Origin of the sequence: Methylobacter sp. Wu8, from assembly GCF_036440755.1 — a bacterium.
GTDB classification, from domain to species: domain Bacteria; phylum Pseudomonadota; class Gammaproteobacteria; order Methylococcales; family Methylomonadaceae; genus Methylobacter_A; species Methylobacter_A tundripaludum_A.
The window spans coordinates 1-18,338 of sequence record NZ_JAZGVT010000055.1; the positions used below are offsets into that span (position 1 = coordinate 1).

22 protein-coding genes are annotated in these 18,338 nt (G+C 48.7%); 12 read left to right on the plus strand and 10 right to left on the minus strand.

All coding sequences use genetic code 11. The annotated features are described in order from the left end of the window. The first annotated feature begins 133 nt into the window (after window positions 1–133). The 6 genes from V3O24_RS07345 to V3O24_RS07370 are packed head-to-tail and all read left to right on the plus strand — an operon-like array spanning window position 134 to window position 6,156. Complete coding sequence (locus V3O24_RS07345; RefSeq protein WP_331306750.1) at window positions 134–2,044, plus strand: site-specific DNA-methyltransferase; 1,911 nt, start codon at window positions 134–136, stop codon at window positions 2,042–2,044. 27 nt (window positions 2,045–2,071) lie between these two features. Continuing rightward, the gene (locus V3O24_RS07350) at window positions 2,072–2,278 is read left to right on the plus strand and encodes a hypothetical protein (RefSeq protein WP_331306751.1); all 207 of its coding nucleotides are present in this window, start codon (window positions 2,072–2,074) and stop codon (window positions 2,276–2,278) included. Next, window positions 2,268–2,612: a type II toxin-antitoxin system RelE/ParE family toxin gene (locus V3O24_RS07355; protein ID WP_331306752.1), complete on the plus strand. Its 345-nt coding sequence runs from the start codon at window positions 2,268–2,270 to the stop codon at window positions 2,610–2,612. The genes V3O24_RS07350 and V3O24_RS07355 overlap by 11 nt, the downstream gene beginning before the upstream one ends. 32 nt (window positions 2,613–2,644) lie before the next feature. Beyond that, complete coding sequence (locus tag V3O24_RS07360) at window positions 2,645–2,863, plus strand: hypothetical protein (RefSeq protein ID WP_331306753.1); 219 nt, start codon at window positions 2,645–2,647, stop codon at window positions 2,861–2,863. Further along, complete coding sequence (locus V3O24_RS07365) at window positions 2,860–3,129, plus strand: hypothetical protein (protein ID WP_331306754.1); 270 nt, start codon at window positions 2,860–2,862, stop codon at window positions 3,127–3,129. The genes V3O24_RS07360 and V3O24_RS07365 overlap by 4 nt, the downstream gene beginning before the upstream one ends. Window positions 3,130–3,138: 9 nt before the next feature. Continuing rightward, window positions 3,139–6,156: a DEAD/DEAH box helicase family protein gene (locus tag V3O24_RS07370; RefSeq protein WP_331306755.1), complete on the plus strand. Its 3,018-nt coding sequence runs from the start codon at window positions 3,139–3,141 to the stop codon at window positions 6,154–6,156. Between the two features lie 124 nt (window positions 6,157–6,280). Here V3O24_RS07370 and V3O24_RS07375 read toward each other — a convergent pair whose 3' ends face one another. Further along, a complete protein-coding gene (locus tag V3O24_RS07375) occupies window positions 6,281–6,643 on the minus strand; it encodes a hypothetical protein (protein WP_331306756.1) in 363 nt (120 codons plus the stop codon). Between the two features lie 86 nt (window positions 6,644–6,729). Continuing rightward, on the minus strand, window positions 6,730–6,912 hold the full coding sequence (locus V3O24_RS07380) for a hypothetical protein (RefSeq protein ID WP_104421968.1): 183 nt from the start codon (window positions 6,910–6,912) through the stop codon (window positions 6,730–6,732). 378 nt (window positions 6,913–7,290) lie between these two features. Here V3O24_RS07380 and zwf point away from each other — a divergent pair, with 378 nt between their 5' ends. The 4 genes from zwf (at window position 7,291) to gltA (ending at window position 12,742) form a co-directional block, all read left to right on the plus strand. Then, entirely contained in the window at window positions 7,291–8,769 is a 1,479-nt protein-coding gene (gene zwf, locus V3O24_RS07385) for a glucose-6-phosphate dehydrogenase (RefSeq protein ID WP_331306757.1), read from the plus strand. Between the two features lie 53 nt (window positions 8,770–8,822). Then, complete coding sequence (gene edd / locus V3O24_RS07390; RefSeq protein ID WP_331306758.1) at window positions 8,823–10,643, plus strand: phosphogluconate dehydratase; 1,821 nt, start codon at window positions 8,823–8,825, stop codon at window positions 10,641–10,643. A gap of 24 nt (window positions 10,644–10,667) precedes the next feature. Beyond that, window positions 10,668–11,318 (plus strand): bifunctional 4-hydroxy-2-oxoglutarate aldolase/2-dehydro-3-deoxy-phosphogluconate aldolase, encoded by a 651-nt coding sequence (locus tag V3O24_RS07395; RefSeq protein ID WP_104421965.1) that lies wholly within the window; start codon window positions 10,668–10,670, stop codon window positions 11,316–11,318. Window positions 11,319–11,440: 122 nt separating this feature from the next. Then, entirely contained in the window at window positions 11,441–12,742 is a 1,302-nt protein-coding gene (gene gltA, locus V3O24_RS07400; protein ID WP_331306759.1) for a citrate synthase, read from the plus strand. A gap of 49 nt (window positions 12,743–12,791) precedes the next feature. On the opposite strand, the gene V3O24_RS07405 is transcribed toward gltA, so the two are convergent. Then, a complete protein-coding gene (locus V3O24_RS07405) occupies window positions 12,792–13,469 on the minus strand; it encodes an alpha/beta fold hydrolase (protein WP_331306760.1) in 678 nt (225 codons plus the stop codon). Between the two features lie 26 nt (window positions 13,470–13,495). After that, window positions 13,496–13,909, minus strand: a complete 414-nt coding sequence (locus V3O24_RS07410) for a GFA family protein (RefSeq protein WP_331306761.1) — start codon at window positions 13,907–13,909, stop codon at window positions 13,496–13,498. Between the two features lie 77 nt (window positions 13,910–13,986). On the opposite strand from V3O24_RS07410, the gene V3O24_RS07415 reads away from it, so the two are divergent. Beyond that, complete coding sequence (locus tag V3O24_RS07415; RefSeq protein WP_331306762.1) at window positions 13,987–14,304, plus strand: DUF3301 domain-containing protein; 318 nt, start codon at window positions 13,987–13,989, stop codon at window positions 14,302–14,304. 24 nt (window positions 14,305–14,328) lie between these two features. Further along, window positions 14,329–14,616 carry a hypothetical protein gene (locus V3O24_RS07420; protein ID WP_104421960.1) on the plus strand — a complete coding sequence of 96 codons (288 nt, stop codon included), beginning with the start codon at window positions 14,329–14,331 and terminating at the stop codon, window positions 14,614–14,616. A 244-nt stretch (window positions 14,617–14,860) separates the two neighbouring features. Here V3O24_RS07420 and fdxA read toward each other — a convergent pair whose 3' ends face one another. From fdxA to coaE, 6 genes are all read right to left on the minus strand, one after another. Further along, window positions 14,861–15,184 (minus strand): ferredoxin FdxA, encoded by a 324-nt coding sequence (gene fdxA, locus V3O24_RS07425; RefSeq protein WP_104421959.1) that lies wholly within the window; start codon window positions 15,182–15,184, stop codon window positions 14,861–14,863. Between the two features lie 133 nt (window positions 15,185–15,317). Continuing rightward, complete coding sequence (locus V3O24_RS07430) at window positions 15,318–16,007, minus strand: tetratricopeptide repeat protein (protein WP_331306763.1); 690 nt, start codon at window positions 16,005–16,007, stop codon at window positions 15,318–15,320. 51 nt (window positions 16,008–16,058) lie between these two features. Continuing rightward, a complete protein-coding gene (locus V3O24_RS07435; RefSeq protein WP_104421957.1) occupies window positions 16,059–16,535 on the minus strand; it encodes a CYTH domain-containing protein in 477 nt (158 codons plus the stop codon). A 215-nt stretch (window positions 16,536–16,750) separates the two neighbouring features. Next, entirely contained in the window at window positions 16,751–16,957 is a 207-nt protein-coding gene (gene yacG, locus V3O24_RS07440; protein ID WP_331306764.1) for a DNA gyrase inhibitor YacG, read from the minus strand. After that, window positions 16,957–17,727 (minus strand): cell division protein ZapD, encoded by a 771-nt coding sequence (gene zapD / locus V3O24_RS07445; RefSeq protein ID WP_104421955.1) that lies wholly within the window; start codon window positions 17,725–17,727, stop codon window positions 16,957–16,959. The genes yacG and zapD overlap by 1 nt, the downstream gene beginning before the upstream one ends. 7 nt (window positions 17,728–17,734) lie before the next feature. Further along, window positions 17,735–18,337: a dephospho-CoA kinase gene (gene coaE / locus V3O24_RS07450; RefSeq protein WP_331306765.1), complete on the minus strand. Its 603-nt coding sequence runs from the start codon at window positions 18,335–18,337 to the stop codon at window positions 17,735–17,737. Window position 18,338 lies beyond the last annotated feature (1 nt).

The window sequence follows — 18,338 nt, forward strand, 5'->3', positions numbered from 1 at the left end:
TCATGTCCTTCATGCGCTTCATGGTGATTACTTAAATTAATTTATGCATGTTCCCCGGTGGATTATGCAGGAGCAGCGTAGCGGTGCGCCGTGGCGAAGCCTTACCCACAAAAACAAACTTAAGCTAAAAAACATGGAAAAACTCAAGCTGCACAGCCCCGATTTTACCCAAGAAAACATTGCCAAACTGGCCGAGCTGTTCCCCAATTGCGTGACCGAGACCCGCCAGAACGATGGAACGCTGAAGCAAGCTATCGACTTCGACCAACTGCGGCAAGAGCTTTCCACATCGGTGGTTGAAGGGCCGCAAGAGCGTTACCAGCTCAACTGGCCGGGCAAGCGCGAGGCCTTATTGACCGCCAACGCGCCGATCGCCAAAACCCTGCGGCCTTGCCGGGAAGAAAGCGTGGATTTCGACAGCACGCAAAACCTGTTTATCGAAGGCGACAACCTCGATGCGCTGAAACTGTTGCAGGAAACCTATCTGGGCAAGGTCAAGATGATTTACATCGACCCGCCGTACAACACCGGCAAGGAATTCATCTACGACGACGATTTTAGCGAAGACACCCAAAGTTATTTCCAGCGCTCCAACCAGAAAGACGAAGCCGGGCAGCGCATGGTCGCCAACACCGAAACCAATGGCCGCTTCCATTCCGACTGGCTGAGCATGATGTATCCGCGTTTGAAGCTGGCGCGGAACCTGTTGCGGGACGACGGGGTAATTTTTATTTCAATTGATGACAATGAGCAGGCGAATCTCAAGCGGTTGTGTGATGAGGTTTTTGGGGAGGATAATTTTCTATCAAATATATGTTGGAAAAAAAGGTCTTCACCTGATGCCCGCTCAACAATTGGAAGCATACACGATACGATTTTATGTTACGTGAAGTATGGAGATGATCCTAAAAAAGCTATAGGTAAAATGCCTTTGAGTGATAAGCGTCGTGCCTCATTTACAAATCCAGATAACGATCCTCGAGGGCTTTGGGCGTCGGTAGATATGACAGGAATGATTGGGAGGGCTACCAAAGATCAATTTTTTGAGGTTTTACTACCAAGCGGTCGGAGAGTCACACCGCCAGAAGGACGCTCTTGGGGACTCGCTGAGGCAACATTTAAGCAACTTCGAAGTGACAATCGAATCTGGTTTGGATTGTTAGGAGATAATGTTCCTCGTATAAAAAATTTTCTATCTGAATCAGATGGACAAGTCGTTCCTTCACTTTGGGATATGGAGGAAGTAGGAAGCAATGAAGAAGCTTCTAAGCAAGTTTCTGATTTATTGGCATTCCCGAAAATTTTCGATACTCCAAAGCCAACTCGGCTAATTAAAAGAATGCTTGAGTTATCAACTAAGGCTGAGAATAATGACATTATTCTCGATTTCTTCTCCGGCTCAGCAACCACCGCCCACGCCGTCATGGCCCTCAACGCCGAAGATGCTTCGACAGGCTCGGCACAGCCCGGCAAGCGCAAGTTCATCATGGTGCAACTGCCCGAAGCCTGCGACGAAAAAAGCGAAGCCTACAAAGCGGGCTACCCAACCATCGCCGAAATCGGCAAGGAACGCATCCGCCGCGCCGGGCAAAAAATCAGGCAGGACAACGCAGGCAAGGAAGGCATAGCAGACCTCGACATCGGCTTCCGCGTACTGAAAATCGACAGCTCCAATATGAAGGACGTTTACTACACGCCCGATGCGGTGCGGCAAAGCGACCTGATCGACCATGTCGACAATATCCGCGAAGACCGCAGCGCCGAAGATTTGTTGTTCCAGGTGCTGCTGGACTGGGGCGTGGATTTGACGCGGCCTATCGCTCAGGAAACTATCGCCGGTAAGACCGTGTGGTTTGTCGACGGCAACGCGCTGGCCGCCTGTTTCGATGCCGATATTAACGAGGCCTTCGTCAAGGAACTCGCCGCCCGTCATCCCTTGCGTGTAGTATTCCAAGACTCAGGTTTTGCCGGCGACAGCGTGAAGATCAACATCGAGCAAATCTTCAGGCTCGTTTCGCCGCAAACTGAAATAAAATCGCTTTAACTGAAACTAAAAAATAGGGTGAAAATAATGAGTATTTCTTATGTTGAAAAAATAGACCAGGAAATCAAACAAATGCCGCCTGAATATTTACCGGCTTTGTTTAATATTATTCATACCTTTAGAGAGAGTATCAGTTTAAATACGGCTGAAGAAAGTTTTAAACAAGGCTTTAAGGAGGCGTTAACGGGGGAGACCCGGCCTATTGAAACCCTGTGGGATATGAATGAGCATTAATGTTGATTATACGCTTGAATTTAAGCGCAATATTCGGCAGCTCGTCAAAAAATACCCCTCTATCCGCCAAGATATAGAGCCCATTATTCAGGGTTTGCAACAAGGCGAATTATTGGGCGATAGGATTCAGCATAGCGGGTACGTTATTTATAAGCTCAGAGTCAAAAACAGTGATAACCGGAAAGGTAAAAGTGCGGGTTATCGGATCATTTATTATTTAAAAACAGCGGCAAATATTGTGTTAGTCACTATTTATTCAAAATCTGAACAGTCGGACATAACCGTCAATGAACTAAAAGCCATCATTAAGCAATTCGATACCGGCATTTTTTAACAAAAGCTTGGCAGATGATTAGGAGAACCCGTATGAATTCACAACAAGCCAATACCGCACATAGTCTGTACGCATTGTATGAAACGCTACCTAATGAAGTTCAGCAGGCATTTCTTGAGGAATTGTTGCAAAAAAAACCTCAACAATTGGAAGATCTTGGTCTTTATCTTGCTTGCAAGCAGGCTAAAGACGAGAACGAGTTTCTCAATGATCAAGAAGCACAGGCATTCATACAAAGCTTGCCGCAATGAATATTGAAATCAGCAAACGTTTTGTAAAGGACACACAAAAAATCACCGACAAACGCATCTTGGCAAAAATTCAACAAGTTTTACTTGAAGCCGGCCGAATTGAAAACCTGACAGACTTGAGCGATGTGGAAGAATTATCCGGTTTTGCCGGCTTTTACCGAATTAAATTCGATTACCGCTATCGCATCGGTATTTATTACGAGAATGGGGTAATACAGTTTTTACGCGTGGGTGGCAGAGAAAGCTTTTATAAGAAATTCCCGTAACAGGCAATAATGAAACTCAAATTTAAACACCAAGCCTACCAAACCCACGCCGTCGAAGCCGTGGCGGATTGCTTTGCCGGGCAGTCATTAACCGGCGGAATTCAATACCGCGTCGATCCGGGCCGCGTTAAACCGGGGGCGCAGCAAAGCCTGCTGGATGGCAACGGTTTTTGCAATAACAAGCTTGCGCTGACGCCGCCGTGTATTCTGGACAATATCCACAACGTGCAACGCCGCCAAAACCTGCCGCTGTCCACGGCGCTGGCCGGCGGCAAGATTTGCCCGGTAAACCTGGATGTTGAGATGGAAACCGGCACCGGCAAGACTTATTGCTATATCAAGACGGTGTTCGAGTTGAACAAGCGCTACGGCTGGAGCAAGTTTATCGTGGTGGTGCCGAGTATCGCGATCCGCGAAGGCGTGTATAAATCGCTGGAGATCACCGCCGAGCATTTTTTGGAAGACTACGGCAAGCGCGCCCGGTTTTTTATCTATAACTCCAAGCAATTGCATAACCTGGAAAGCTTTTCGTCCGACGCCGGTATCAATGTGATGGTCATCAACGTGCAGGCGTTTAATGCGACCGGCAAGGATAATCGCCGTATTTATGAGGAGTTGGACGATTTCCAGTCGCGTAAGCCGATTGATGTGATAGCGGCGAATAACCCGATTTTGATTCTGGACGAGCCGCAAAAGATGGAAGGGGCGAAAACGCTGGAATCGCTGAAGGGCTTTAATCCGCTGATGATTTTGCGCTACTCCGCGACCCACAAAACCGAGCACAATAAAATCCATCGTCTCGATGCGCTGGACGCTTATAACCAGAAACTGGTGAAAAAAATATCGGTGCGCGGGATTTCGGTCAAAAATCTGAGCGGCGCCAACGCTTATTTATATCTGGATAGTATTGAAGTTTCGACGGCCAAAGCGCCGGTCGGTCGCGTCGAGCTGGAAATCAAGCAAAACACCGGCATTAAACGGGTGCTGCGCAAGCTCGGCAAAGGCGATAATCTGTTCGAGCTGTCCAAGCTGGATCAATATAAAGGCTTCGTGGTTGCGGATATTAATGCATATACCGATACCCTTAGCTTTACCAATGGCGTGGAGTTGACGGCAGGCGAGGCTGTCGGGGATGTTAACGAATCCACGTTGCGGCGCATCCAAATCCGCGAAGCCGTTAAAGCCCATTTTGAAAAAGAGCAGGCGCTGTTTCATCAGGGCGTTAAGGTGCTTACGCTGTTTTTTATCGATACGGTAGCCAAGTATCGGTGCTACGACGAAAGCGGGGAAAGCTCCGGTGAATACGCGCAAATGTTCGAGCAGGAATACAGCCGTTATTTGGATGAGGTACTGACGCCCGACGACAATCCCTACAATGATTACCTGCGCGGTATCGGGGCTGCCCGAACCCATCAGGGTTATTTTTCAATCGATAAAAAGAGCAAGCGCTTGGTCGATCCGGCGACCGGGAAAAAGTCTACTGAAACCGATGATGTGGACGCTTACGATCTGATTTTGAAAGACAAGGAACGCTTGTTGTCGCTGAGCGAGCCGGTGCGCTTTATTTTTTCCCATTCCGCGCTGCGCGAGGGTTGGGATAATCCGAATGTGTTCGTTATCTGCACTTTGAAGCATAGCGACAATACCATCTCGCGCCGCCAGGAAGTCGGGCGCGGCATGCGGCTTTCGGTCAACCAGTTCGGCGAACGCATGGATAACCCGGCAACCGTGCATCAGGTGAATGTGCTGACCGTCGTGACCGGCGAGAGTTACACGGAATTCGTCACCGGCCTGCAACGCGATATTAGCGAGTCGCTGTCAGCGCGTCCCCGCATCGCGGATGAAAAATATTTTACCGGCAAAGTGCTTAAAACGGCGGCTGGGGATGTGGAAGTTACGGCGCAACTTGCCAAGCAAATTTATAAATATTTGCTGAAGAACGATTACACCGATGACGGCGATAAAATTACCTTAACTTATCACGACGCCAAGAAGGAAGGGCGGCTTGCCGCATTGCCGCCGGAATTGGCGGTTTATGCCGAGCAAGTGTTCGAGCTGATTGACAGCGTGTTCAGCGATGCCCAATTGCCGCCCATTGGTAATGATCGCAACAGCAGAATCAACCCGCTCAACGCCAATTTCGACAAGAAAGAATTCAAGGCGCTTTGGCGGCGAATCAACCGTAAGGCTGTCTATACCGTCGATTTTGCAACGCCGGAACTGATTGATAAATGTGTGCTTGAGCTGGATAAGGAGTTGCATGTAAGCCCCTTGCAATACACCGTCCAACGCGGCGAACAAAAGAACGAAGCTGTTTATGATGAAGTCAAACAAGGAGAGTCGTTCAAGGTGATGGAGTCAATAACGGCGTCGGATAAGGACTCTATCCGTTCCACGGTTAAATACGACCTTATCGGCAAATTGGCGCAAGAGTCGAATCTTACCCGCCGAACCATTGCCGGTATTCTTCAGGGAATACAGCCGGATACGTTCAACCAATACCCAACCAACCCGGAAGATTTTATTGCCAAAGCTACGCGACTGATTAATGAGCAGAAAGCTACCGTCATCGTCGAGCATCTGGCTTATGACACGATTGCCGGAACCCATAGTCTTGATATTTTTACCCAGGAAAAACGGATGCTGGATTTAAGCAAGGCCGGGGATAAACTGAATCGCCATATTTACGATTATGTATTTACCGATTCCAAGATTGAGCGCGCATTCGTCAACGAACTCGACATCAGCGAAGAAGTGGTTGTTTATGCCAAGTTGCCGAAGGGGTTTTTTATTCCTACCCCCGTGGGCGATTACAATCCGGACTGGGCTATTTCATTTAAAGAAGGCACGGTCAAGCACATCTATTTTATCGCCGAAACTAAAGGTTCGATGTCGTCGATGGAGTTGAGGAAACTCGAACAATGCAGAATCGATTGTGCGAGGAAGTTTTTTGGCAAAATCACTTCCGAGCAAGTCAAGTATGGTGTGGTAGACAGTTACGGCAAGCTGATGGAGTTGGTGAAGTAATTCATAACCTCCCCTGTTCCCCACGGTATCGCGATGCGCCAACGCGGAAGAAAGTGATGAATTGGCTGATGCGGGGCTGGAAAGCGTGAGCAAGAAGGCCGTATCCCTTGCTCACGCGATGCGATTAACCTTTTCCCGGCAGCATGCCGACCGAACCGGGTTTGATGCGTTTGCAGGTAACAATCACATCCTCCAGGTGGCACTGGCTTTTTCCTTGGTTGGCGCCGGTGCAGGGTGTGCAGGTAGCCTTGCCTTCATCCTTCACGGCTTCGACATGCCAGCCGTAACCTTGCGTTTGGCAAAATGTCTTGGAGAATCGGGTGATGTTGTAAGGTTTTGCCGCCGTTTCCTTGGCCTCGGACTCTGCGGCGCAGCCCGGCGAAGGCAGCGTGTTAGCCATCAGGTCCCGATAAATATATTCTGTCGAAGACGCGGTTCCTGAAAAAAAAGCTAATGCCATCGAAAGGCATAGTAAATTAAGTCTCATGGTTCTCTCCTGGTTATCATTTTAAGTAGCGTGTGTTTGCGTTGAGCTTGACGAGAACGATTTTCAGTTGTTCTCGTGGCAGGGTATTATTCTCCGCCGCTCAAGACGCGTATATTCATCTGGGCAGCCTCTTCCTCCAGCTGTTGTTTGATCGGCGCGAATTTTTCGGTTTCGCTTTGCTTGACCATTGCAATGGTCACCAACAAAGCCAATACGGTGCCGCCGACATAAAACCAGAATTTGTCTTTTGTTTGTGCTTCTTCGTTCATTTGTTATACCTTCTTGTCTGTTAAATCATCAATGGATAAGCGCCAAGATTGATGTAAAAAGTAATATCAACGTTGGAACTGATTTCTCCTTGAGGCCTCCTCTATGCTACTTCACCCGGATATTTTGAATTCTCGGCGCTTGAGCTTCCGCGTGTAGGCGCGGAGGCAAGGGTGACGAGCAAATATCTTCTTTTTGTATAGTAGCGGATCAATACTATAAAAGAAGCTCAAGATAGCTGTCAATTAAATATCGATTCGATACAAGAATGCATCCAGAACTGCACCGTGTAGTAAATTCTGCGATAATAAAAAATAAGCTTTCTATCTATAAATTGCCGGTCTGATGCCGGTTATAACTCTTTATTCAACAACGCATCCATGAACGAAAAAACAGCATTCAAACCTTGTGATCTGGTTATCTTTGGCGCTTTGGGCGATTTATCCCGCCGCAAGCTGCTTGTTTCATTGTTTCGGCTTGAAAAAGCCGGTTTGATTGAAGCCGACACTCGCATCATAGGGATAGATCAACACGAGAATGACAGTTCGGGATTTGTCGGGATCATCCATAAAAGTTTGCGGGAGTTTTTAAACGAAGCAATTGATGAACAGGTATGGGCAAGGTTTTCGGCACGGTTTTCCTACCTGAAAATAGATTTAACCCAACTGGATCAATACCAATTGCTGAATACTGTCATTGATGGACAGTCCAGGGTGATGGTCAATTACTTCGCGGTGGCACCTTTTTTATTCACCAATATTTGTCAGGGACTGGCTAAGTGCGGGGTTTTGAATGAAGAATCGCGCATGGTCATGGAAAAACCGATAGGGCACGATCTTAAATCTTCAAAAGACATTAATGACGCGGTTGCCGAGGTGTTCAGCGAAAAGCAGGTCTACCGCATCGACCATTATTTGGGTAAGGAAACGGTGCTCAATTTATTGGCGTTACGCTTCGCCAATTCCATTTTTACGACCAACTGGAATCACAATACCATCGATCATATTCAGATTACCGTCGCGGAAGAAGTCGGTATTGAAGGACGCTGGGATTATTTCGACAAAACCGGCCAGCTGCGCGACATGCTGCAAAACCATTTGTTGCAGATTCTGACCTTTGTGGCGATGGAGCCGCCGATTAATCTGGAAGCGCAAAGCATACGCAATGAAAAAATAAAAGTGCTGTCCGCGCTACGTCCCATTACCCCGGAAAACGTCAAACAAAAAACCGTTCGTGGACAGTATACGGCGGGGGAGATCAACGGTAAGCCGGTGCCGGGCTATCTTGAAGAGGAGGGCGCTAATACTGAAAGCACCACTGAGAGTTTCGTCGCCTTGAAAGTGGCCATTGATAATTGGCGCTGGGCCGGCGTGCCGTTTTACCTGCGTACCGGAAAACGCATGAAATATAAACGCACTGAAATCGTCGTTAATTTTAAGCAGCAGCCGCATAACATTTTTAAAGACAGCTTTGCCGATTTGCCGTCGAATAAGCTGATCATTCACTTGCAGCCGAATGAAGGTGTGGAAATTCAGATACTCAACAAAATACCGGGTATCGATGAAAATATTAAATTGCAAAAAACCAAGCTGGACTTGAGTTTTTCCGATACCTTCAAAAACAGCAAGATTTTCGGCGGTTATGAAAAATTGGTGCTTGAAGCGATGCGCGGCAATCCCACGCTATTTCTTAGCCGCGAGGAGATTGAGCAGGCCTGGACATGGATCGATTCGATACAGGATGCCTGGGCGCATTTGGATGCTATACCAGCCCCCTATCCTGCCGGTACTTGGGGGCCTAAGGCTGCCGACAAGTTAATTGCGAGGGACGAAAGGGCCTGGGAAGATGAACCCATTTAACTTGGCCCGGATTAAACCGAAAATTGACCGTTCAGATTATTAAAGGAACCACTATGCATCCTGTATTAGAAAAAGTGACTAACGAAATTATCGAGCGCAGCCGCGAAACGCGCGCCGCCTATCTGGCGCGTGTCGATGCGGCTGTAAAACAGGAGCCGCACCGCGCCGAGCTTGCCTGCGGCAATTTGGCTCATGCTTTCGCCGCTTGCGGAGCCGGAGAAAAAGTCGATTTAACCGGGCATAAAAAAGCCAATATTGCGATTATCTCTTCTTATAATGACATGCTGTCGGCGCATGAACCGTACAAAGACGCGCCTGCGCTGATCAAGGCCGCCATCAAGGAAGCCGGCGGCGTCGCCCAGTTTGCTGCGGGCGTACCGGCGATGTGCGACGGCGTCACCCAAGGCCGTCCCGGCATGGAGCTGTCGTTGTTCAGCCGTGACGTGATTGCGATGGCTACGGCGATCGGTTTAAGTCACAACATGTTTGACGGCGCGCTGTATTTGGGCGTCTGCGACAAGATTGTGCCGGGACTGCTGATCGGCGCGCTGAGTTTCGGTCACTTGCCCGCCGTGTTCGTACCGGCAGGACCTATGCCCAGCGGTCTGGCCAATAAAGAAAAAGTACGCATCCGCCAGCTTTACGCCGAAGGTAAAATAGGGCGTAAAGAACTGCTGGAGTCCGAATCCGCGTCCTATCACAGCGCCGGTACCTGTACGTTTTACGGCACCGCGAACAGCAACCAGATGATGGTTGAGATTATGGGGCTGCATCTGCCCGGCAGTTCGTTCATCAACCCTTATACGCCATTGCGCGATGAACTGACCGGAGCCGCGGCCAGACAGGTGTTGAAATTTACCGCGCTGGGCGATGACTTTCGTCCGATTGGACACATGATCGATGAAAAAGCGATTGTGAATGCGATTGTCGGTTTACTGGCTACCGGCGGTTCGACCAATCACACGATCCATCTGGTCGCGATTGCGCGCGCGGCAGGCGTTATTATCAACTGGGATGATTTTGATAAGCTGTCCAGGGCAGTGCCGTTGCTGACCCGCATTTACCCGAACGGCCAGGCGGACATCAATCACTTCCAGGCCGCAGGCGGTATGGGAGTGCTGATTGCCGAACTGTTAAAGAACGGCCTGCTGCATGAGGACATTCTGACCGTAGCAGACCAACGCGGCATGAGCCATTATCATCAGGAACCCAAGCTGGTTGACGGCAAGTTGGTCTGGGAGCCTTGCCCCGAAGCTTCTTTGGACGCGGACGTGATCAGCACGGTCGCCAAACCTTTTGCAGCCGGCGGCGGCTTGCATGTAATGCACGGCAATTTGGGGCGCGGCGTATCGAAAGTGTCTGCGGTCGCGGAAAAACACCAGATCGTTGAAGCGCCTGCGATGGTGTTCGATGATCAGGACGACGTGGTCGCGGCCTTCAAGCGCGGCGAATTGGAGAAGGATGTTATCGTGGTGCTCCGCTTCCAGGGGCCGAAATCCAACGGCATGCCCGAACTGCACAAACTGACGCCGCCTTTGGGCGTGTTGCAGGATAAAGGCTTCAAGGTGGCGCTGGTGACCGACGGACGGATGTCCGGCGCTTCGGGTAAAGTCCCCTCAGCCATCCACATGTGTCCCGAGTGCGAGGAAGGCGGCCCGTTGGCGAAAGTGCGTACCGGCGACGTCATTTACCTGAATACCCAAACCGGCGAAGTCAACGTAAAGGTGGATGCGGCTGAATTCGCTGCCCGCATTCCTGACGCCAACAGCGCCAAAGGCCACCATTTCGGCATGGGCCGGGAATTGTTCGGCGGTTTCCGGCAGGGTGCGTCTTCAGCCGAAACCGGCGCCTGCAATCTGTTTGTTGCCGATTAATAACTATAAAAATAAGGTAAGACAATGACTAAAAATAACTGGAAAATTCAACCTGCTGAAGTTTTAAACGCCGGTCCGGTGATGCCTGTAATGGTCATCCAGAACCTGGAAGATGCGGTTCCTCTGGCGCAAGCCTTGGTTGCAGGCGGCATTAAAGTATTGGAAATAACCCTGCGCACTCCGATAGCGCTTGATGCGATCAGGCTGATCAGCCGGGAAGTCAAGGACGCGATTGTCGGCGCAGGCACCATTACCACGCCGGAACAATTAAGAGCGGCGGAAGAGGCCGGGGCCGTTTTTGCGATTAGCCCGGGACTAACACCGAAGCTTTTAGCCGCCGCCAACGACGGAAATATCGCATTGATACCCGGCATAGCGACGCTGTCGGAGCTGATGCTGGGGATGGAGTACGGGCTGGATCATTTCAAATTCTTTCCGGCCGAAGCGGCGGGCGGCATACCGATGCTGAAATCTATCGCAGGGCCTGTCCCGAAGGTGACGTTTTGTCCGACGGGCGGCATTTCGCCGGAAAATTACAACAGTTACTTGCAGTTAAGCAATGTTGCCTGCGTAGGCGGATCATGGCTGGTGCCTGCGGATGTGGTAAAATCAAAAAACTGGGCTAGGGTGACTGAACTGGCAAAACAGACCATAGACAAGGTTGTTTCGGTTTAATTAGCTTGTTCTTTAAAATACTGGCCGGGATCAATCATTCAATCGGCTTGGTATATCTGGAGTTTTCCCGATGCCAAGCCTGTTGATGACGCTACGGACTATGTTCAAAACTGAGAAAAACCATGACTAAACTGCGCACTGCTACCTTAAATGAGAAAACTCAGTCTTTATGTGAGTTGCCTATTTTATCTGGAACTATTGGCCCCGATGTAGTCGACATCCAAACGCTGTACCAGAAGACCGGCATGTTTACCTATGACCCCGGTTTTACTTCGACGGCCAGTTGCAGTTCATCGATAACGTACATAGACGGCGAAAAAGGGGTGCTGCTGTATCGCGGTTATCCTATCGAGCAGCTTGCGGAGCATTGCACTTTTTTGGAAGTTTGCTATCTGCTGCTGAATGGCGAATTGCCCACGCCTGATGAAATGCAGCAGTTCGAAGGCACCATCACCATGCACACGATGGTGCATGACCAGCTGACCAATTTTTTTAAAGGCTTTCGCCGCGATGCGCATCCGATGGCGATTATGGTGGCTGTCGTTGGCGCATTGTCAGCGTTCTATCATGACGCGTTGGACATTAAATCGAAAAGAGATCGTGACATCAGCGCGATCCGTCTGATCGCCAAAGTACCGACCATCGTGGCGATGTGTCATAAATACAGTACCGGCCTGCCGTTTATGTATCCGCAAAATAAGTTGAGCTACGTTGAAAACTTTATGCGGATGATGTTGGGTACGCCTTGCGACGACTTCGTGCCCAACCCGGTGCTGGTCAAAGCGCTGGACAGAATTTTGATCCTGCATGCTGATCATGAACAAAATGCCTCGACTTCAACGGTACGTTTGGCGGGTTCCAGCGGCGCGAATCCCTATGCTTGCATTACTGCCGGGATCGCATGCCTGTGGGGGGCCGCTCATGGCGGCGCTAATGAAGCCGTGCTGAACATGTTGGAGGAAATTGGCGATGTTTCGAATATCACTAAGTTTATCAACAAGGCCAAGGATAAAAACGATTCGTTCAGGCTGATGGGGTTCGGTCATCGGGTTTATAAGAACTATGACCCGCGCGCCAAACTGATGCGAGAAACCTGTCATGAAGTGCTGACGGAACTCGGCCTGCATGACGACAAAATATTTAAACTGGCTTTGGAATTGGAGCGTATTGCGCTTGAAGACGAGTACTTCATCGAGAAAAAGCTCTATCCGAACGTCGATTATTATTCCGGCATCGTGCTGCATGCCTTAGGCATACCGACCAATATGTTTACCGCGATGTTTGCGATGGGGCGAACCGTGGGCTGGATTTCCCATTGGGATGAAATGATCGCGGACCCGGAACAAAAAATAGGGCGGCCAAGGCAGCTTTATACCGGCGCAACAAAACGCGATATACCGCCGCAGCATATCAAGCGGGGTTAATTACCCGTCACCATGACGGCGCGAAGAAAAATCGTGTCTTCATGGCTTCTCACTGTGATTTGAAAATTGAATTAATAAACACTGAAAGGTGTTGTATCTCTTCAATACAAAGATTATGCGCTATCAGGTAATCATGCCATTCGATGCTGTAACCCATCGATTTTAATGCATCGAACGCGGCTTTTCCGTCCTCGATCGCCATGACGGGATCGAGGACGCCGTGGCCCATAAATATCGGCATGGCGTTATTGGCGGCGGAGCGTTCTGTTTTTAACTGTTCGATGGTCGGCAAATAAGTCGACAGCGCAATAATCCCGGCCAATTTAGTCCGGCATTTTAGTCCGGCATGAAGCGCAATGACTCCGCCTTGGGAAAATCCCGCCAGTAAAATATGGGGCGATCGGATGCCCTTGTCGATCTCCCGCTGGATCAGCGGTTCAATCAAGTCGGCCGATTGATAGACATCGTCAATATTGATTTTGCGTTGCGGCGACATCTCCAGAATGTCGTACCAGGAGCGCATGGACATTCCGCCATTGACAGTGACGGGCTGAATAGGCGCATTGGGGAAAATGAAATGGATATTTTCTTGCGCGGCTAAATGCAGCTCGGGAACCAGTCCTTCAAAATCATGACCATCCGCGCCTAGTCCATGCAGCCATATCACCGAATATCGGTGTTCTGATTCAGGCTGTATCTCGATGGTGCTCAATTTTCCTGAATTCATAAGTTTCTCCAAGGTAGGTAATGGCGTTAATGCCAGGGATTGCCGGCAAATTTCGGCAAATCGGGATTCATAGTGTCCCATGACTGGGCGTCTGCCACCCATATATCTTTTTGCGGCTGAAAAATGCCGGGATCGTCAAGGGTTGCGGCTGCGACCGGCCTGATGTCGGTAAAGGTGCTGTTTCTGCCGAATAGCGGGGTTCCGCATTCAGGGCAAAAGCCGCGATAAACCGTGTTGCCGCTGGCTGCAATCGTGGCATATTCTTTATAGGCGCCGGTTATGGTCAAGGCTGAGGCCGGAACAAACATACCTGCAAAATAGGGTGCTCCAATCGCTTTTTGGCAGGTTCGGCAATGACAGTTGAAGCCGCCGATGGGGTCGGCGGATATTGCATAGCGGACTGCGCCGCAAAGGCAGCCGCCGGTGATTGGAAGCTCCATGCTTTTCTCCTTGAGAGTTTGCCGGCAAATCTTAGTACAATAGAGCGGGCTTACTTTAACAACGCGCGGTCATGGTTATGCTGGACGATCTCATTCTAATCGCTTTACTGCTGGTCGGATACCTGTACTGGTTTAACGGGCAGCTGGTCAAAGAACTGGCGCTGAAAGCAGTCAGGGCGCATTGCCTGAATTTGGACGTGCAAATGCTGGATGAGTATGTCGCCTTAAACGGCGTCCGGTTGAAAAGGGACCAAGCAGGGAAAATGAGGTTGCAACGGACGTTTGTGTTTGAGTTTTCTTCAACCGGGAATGAACGCTATAACGGGATTTGTACTATGCTGGGGCGGAGAGTTGAGTCCATTCAGATGGAGCCGTACCGGTTTGAGGAATTCTGAAGAAATGATCTTTGTGGAGGATGTGTGAATCAATGTTCAGTATGCGGTCATCAGCGTAATGACCGTGATGTAAAATGCCCGGAATGCGGCAGTTTTTACTCGAAAATTGCCGAGATTATCGCCGAGCAGGAGGCTCTGGAGGAAATGCAAACATTTCGCGGACGGTGTAAAAAAATTCTTGCTTCGGATGATGTGAAGCAGGCATTGCTGTCCGAACTGAAGTTGGCGTGGGCCGGCTTGACTAAAACAGGCGTGTTTGCGCTTTTTGTTATTTTCGTCTTTGTGTTTGCTCTGGTCGTTTCCGTTTTATAGAAAATAAGCGGGGATGACCGTTTTTTGATGTGCCTGTTAAGCTGTTAACTTGCCGGAAACAGCTTAGGAACGTGCATGAAATAACTTGGGCAAGTTTTATTTTTCATTTTTTAACCATGAAGGACATGAAGCGGCATGAAAGGTTTAAGTCTTCATATCCTTCATGCTCTTCATGGTAATTGCCTAAATTAATTTATGCACGATCCTTAACTAAGGCAGTGCGTCTGGAATTTCCGCGAACGTGTTATTTTTCCAGTAGATCAAGCTTTCCTTCTTTGCCATTCCACTCGTCGGCATCCGGTAAAGCCGATTTTACTTCGGTAATGGTGGGCCATGTTTTGGCTAGCTCTGCATTTAATGCGATAAAGCCTTCTTGTCCTTCCGGCAGTTCATCTTCCGAGAAAATCGCGTTGGCAGGGCATTCGGGTTCGCATAATGTGCAGTCAATACACTCATCCGGGTCAATAACCAGAAAGTTAGGGCCTTCATGAAAGCAATCTACAGGGCATACATCTACACAATCAGTAAATTTGCATTTAATACAGTTTTCGGTAACTACAAAAGCCATAATTATTTCCAGGAAAGTTGGTTTAATTTAAAAAGGTATTCTAGCAGAAAGCATTGTACGATTGAATGCCGAGTTTATTAAAGGCTTTATTTAAGTGGGGTTGGGCGGAGTCTTGCTAACGGGGCCATAAAACTTATTTTGCGCTTGCCGAATTAAATAAAGACAAAAATATGCCTTTTTGGCTGCTGATTTTTCGTTGTTGGGCGTTTTCTAAGGCGAGTCTTGCTTCAGCCTTGAGTTGATTGTCGGCAAAAAGTTGTTCTGTTCGGGCTGGTGTGGCGCTTGCCTTTTTAAAATAAATAGCCGCATCGTTGGGCTTGTTCTGTTGCAACAGAAACTCGCCGTAAAAATAGTTGGCATCAATGCTGTCGGGATTAATTTTGAGAGCCGCTTCAAGCATTTGTTTGGCGGCATCGTCATCGCCGAATGAGATCGGCCATTTAGGCGCCATATAATAAAGTGTGCCTAAGGTTACATAGGCCGACCCGCCCATGGTTTTCGGGTCGATTTTAAGCGCCTTGAGCAGCAAGTCACGCGCTTCTTGAATGGCGCTAAGTGCGGAAAAAGCATCTTGATGGTCGGCATAAGTCGCCTTGATTACGGCTTGCCAGTAAATAGCTTCGGCAGCGTTCGGATATTGCCGGATTAAATTCGTCGTTTTGTCGAGCAGCTGGACATAAGCCGGACCCTGTTCGTTCTGGGGCGTTTTGTAGTAGATAGACGTCCATTCAGCCTCAATGTTTTTTAAAGAATCTTTAAGATTCTCTGCAAAGCATTGGGTCGATGACAGTAGCAACAAAACAACAAGAAATAATTTTTTCATGTTGCGAATATAGAACAAAACTCATTATATTTCAATATGTGTATGAAATATTTAGTCTTCGCGCCATTCAGAATAAGGGTGTATTGCGAGATTGTTGTTGTAATAACGCAAATCTCCGGTAACCTCCTGACCGAGCCAGAGCGGTTTTGCAAAGGATTGTCCTGTTTCGTCCAATTCAATTTCTGCGACTATCAAGCCCTGATTATCGCCTTCAAACTCATCTATTTCCCAAAGATTGCCATCATCAGTAACGAAATGACGGGTTTTTTCGATTAACGGTTTTCTGCAAAGAGTATTTAATATTTCATTTGCATCGGTCAGCGGAATTTCATATTCGTATTCATGCCGGTGAGTGCCGATGGTCGCCGTTTTGATATTCAGCCAAGCATGGTCGTCACTGGTTCGCACCCTAATTGAGCTGGTTGGCTGGGAGCTTAAATAGCCTTGCCGGTATTTTATCGAGCGGCTAATGTGTTGACGCCAGTCTGCGCTGGCGAGCAGGAATTTGTGTTCTATTTCTATAGCCATGACTGGATTTCCTTGCAGTGGGTTATACAATGAGGGGAAGACGGATTACAAGATTGTTTTGTAAGGCGGTAACCCATTAGGCAGCGTTACAAAGTTAAAGTTTTAGATGATCCCGGCTGCGCCGGTCATGTGTCGATCGATGCCGGTGTCATCGAAAATATGGATAAGCGGTTCTGTCCGCTATGCAGCTCCGGGTGTCTTGTTTTGCCGGTCGGCTAATGAAAAAAAGTATCGTCCTCGCTGTCGTTTTCCAGCGATACGGACTGTCCGGGAATCCTCTTTTCTTCCATTGCCCATTCTCCCAAGTCTATCAATTTACAACGCTCGGAGCAGAAGGGTTTGGAGAGATGTTCTGGAACCCAGGGCACCGGACAGCCGCAGTTGGGGCATTTTACGATAAGCGGTTTGTCGGATGCCGGCATCAGAAGAGGCAGCAGGTTAAGGCAAAAGGAATGTCGTCAGGGCTTTGCGATGGCCTTTTGTTGTCGGAAGACGGCACCATGAAACGGATGGTGCAGCGGTGTTTGCCGCCGCTGATTTCTGCAAAACAGTGTATGGATTTATCCAGGCTTACTTTAAGCAGTTGATGAGGCTGGTTGGTGTCCAGCAAAAATTGAAAAAAACCGGCCTCCGCAACCTCTTGAGTCGGTGAACTGCAATTCCGTATAAAATTAAGGATCAGGTCTATTGCGGTACGAATGTCGGCAAACGGGCTGCTCCAGTGTTGCATATCTTTTAAGCGGGTGGCTTCGTCCTGTTCCAGCCAGTAATGGAATTCGGGTAAATCAAAAGAGCAGGTTCCGCCGGGGATGGAGCTGCGTTGGGCTATGCTCTGGAATAGGTCGCTTTCCATGACATGGGTGCCTATTTTTCCGTTAGTGGCGTAGAGTTTTTTGCTGGTTTGACTTAATGTGTCGAGCAGTTCTTCCAGTTTCAGGGTGTCGACGCCTTGATTATGGGCGATTTTATTCAGTACGTTGGCATGGCGATCCAGTTCCTTCAGAATTTCCGATTTTAAGTCATTGCGCCTGAAAATCGTCATGATGTCGAGCAATATGCTAATCGCCGCGCGTTTGTCTGCGACGGTCTCCCCGGTTAAAAAATGATTGAATTGTTGGAAAAGCTGTTCTAACCGTATGAAAACCCGGATGCGTTCATTGAGTGGAAATTCATAGGTAATGGTGGTGTTCACAGACAAGTTAATCCCGGAAATCTCTTAATGAAAGGTACAAATTGTGCAGTTTTTTTACCTGTTCTGCAAGTCTATAATCCGCGCCCGAGTTATCAATCAGGTCGTCGGCTTTTGCTTTCCTGGTTGCCCGCGATACCTGGCTGTCAATTATCGATTGTATCCGTTCAACAGCGATCTTATCCCGAGTCTTAACGCGTTCAATCTGCATTTCGACAGGGCAGTCGATAACAAGTATCCGGTCAACAAGATGCGCCATGCCGGTTTCGAATAATAAGGGGATACTTACAATACAATACGGAGCGGTCAGTTGTTCAAGTTCCGTTTGTAGGGCTTTAAAGATTAACGGGTGCAATATCGATTCAAGTTTTTGTTTCTGACCGAGATCTGAAAAAACACGCTCTCTGAGTTTTTTTCTATTTAACAAACCGTCCGGGTTCAGGATGTCCGCGCCAAATTCCTGCCGAATTTGAACCAGGGCGGGTTGGCCTGGTTCGACCAGCCGGTGGGCTATTTCGTCGGCATCAAGTACCGGGATATTGAAGTCGGCGAAAATTTTGGCAACAGTCGATTTTCCACAGCCTATGCCGCCGGTTAATCCGACTTTTAGCATG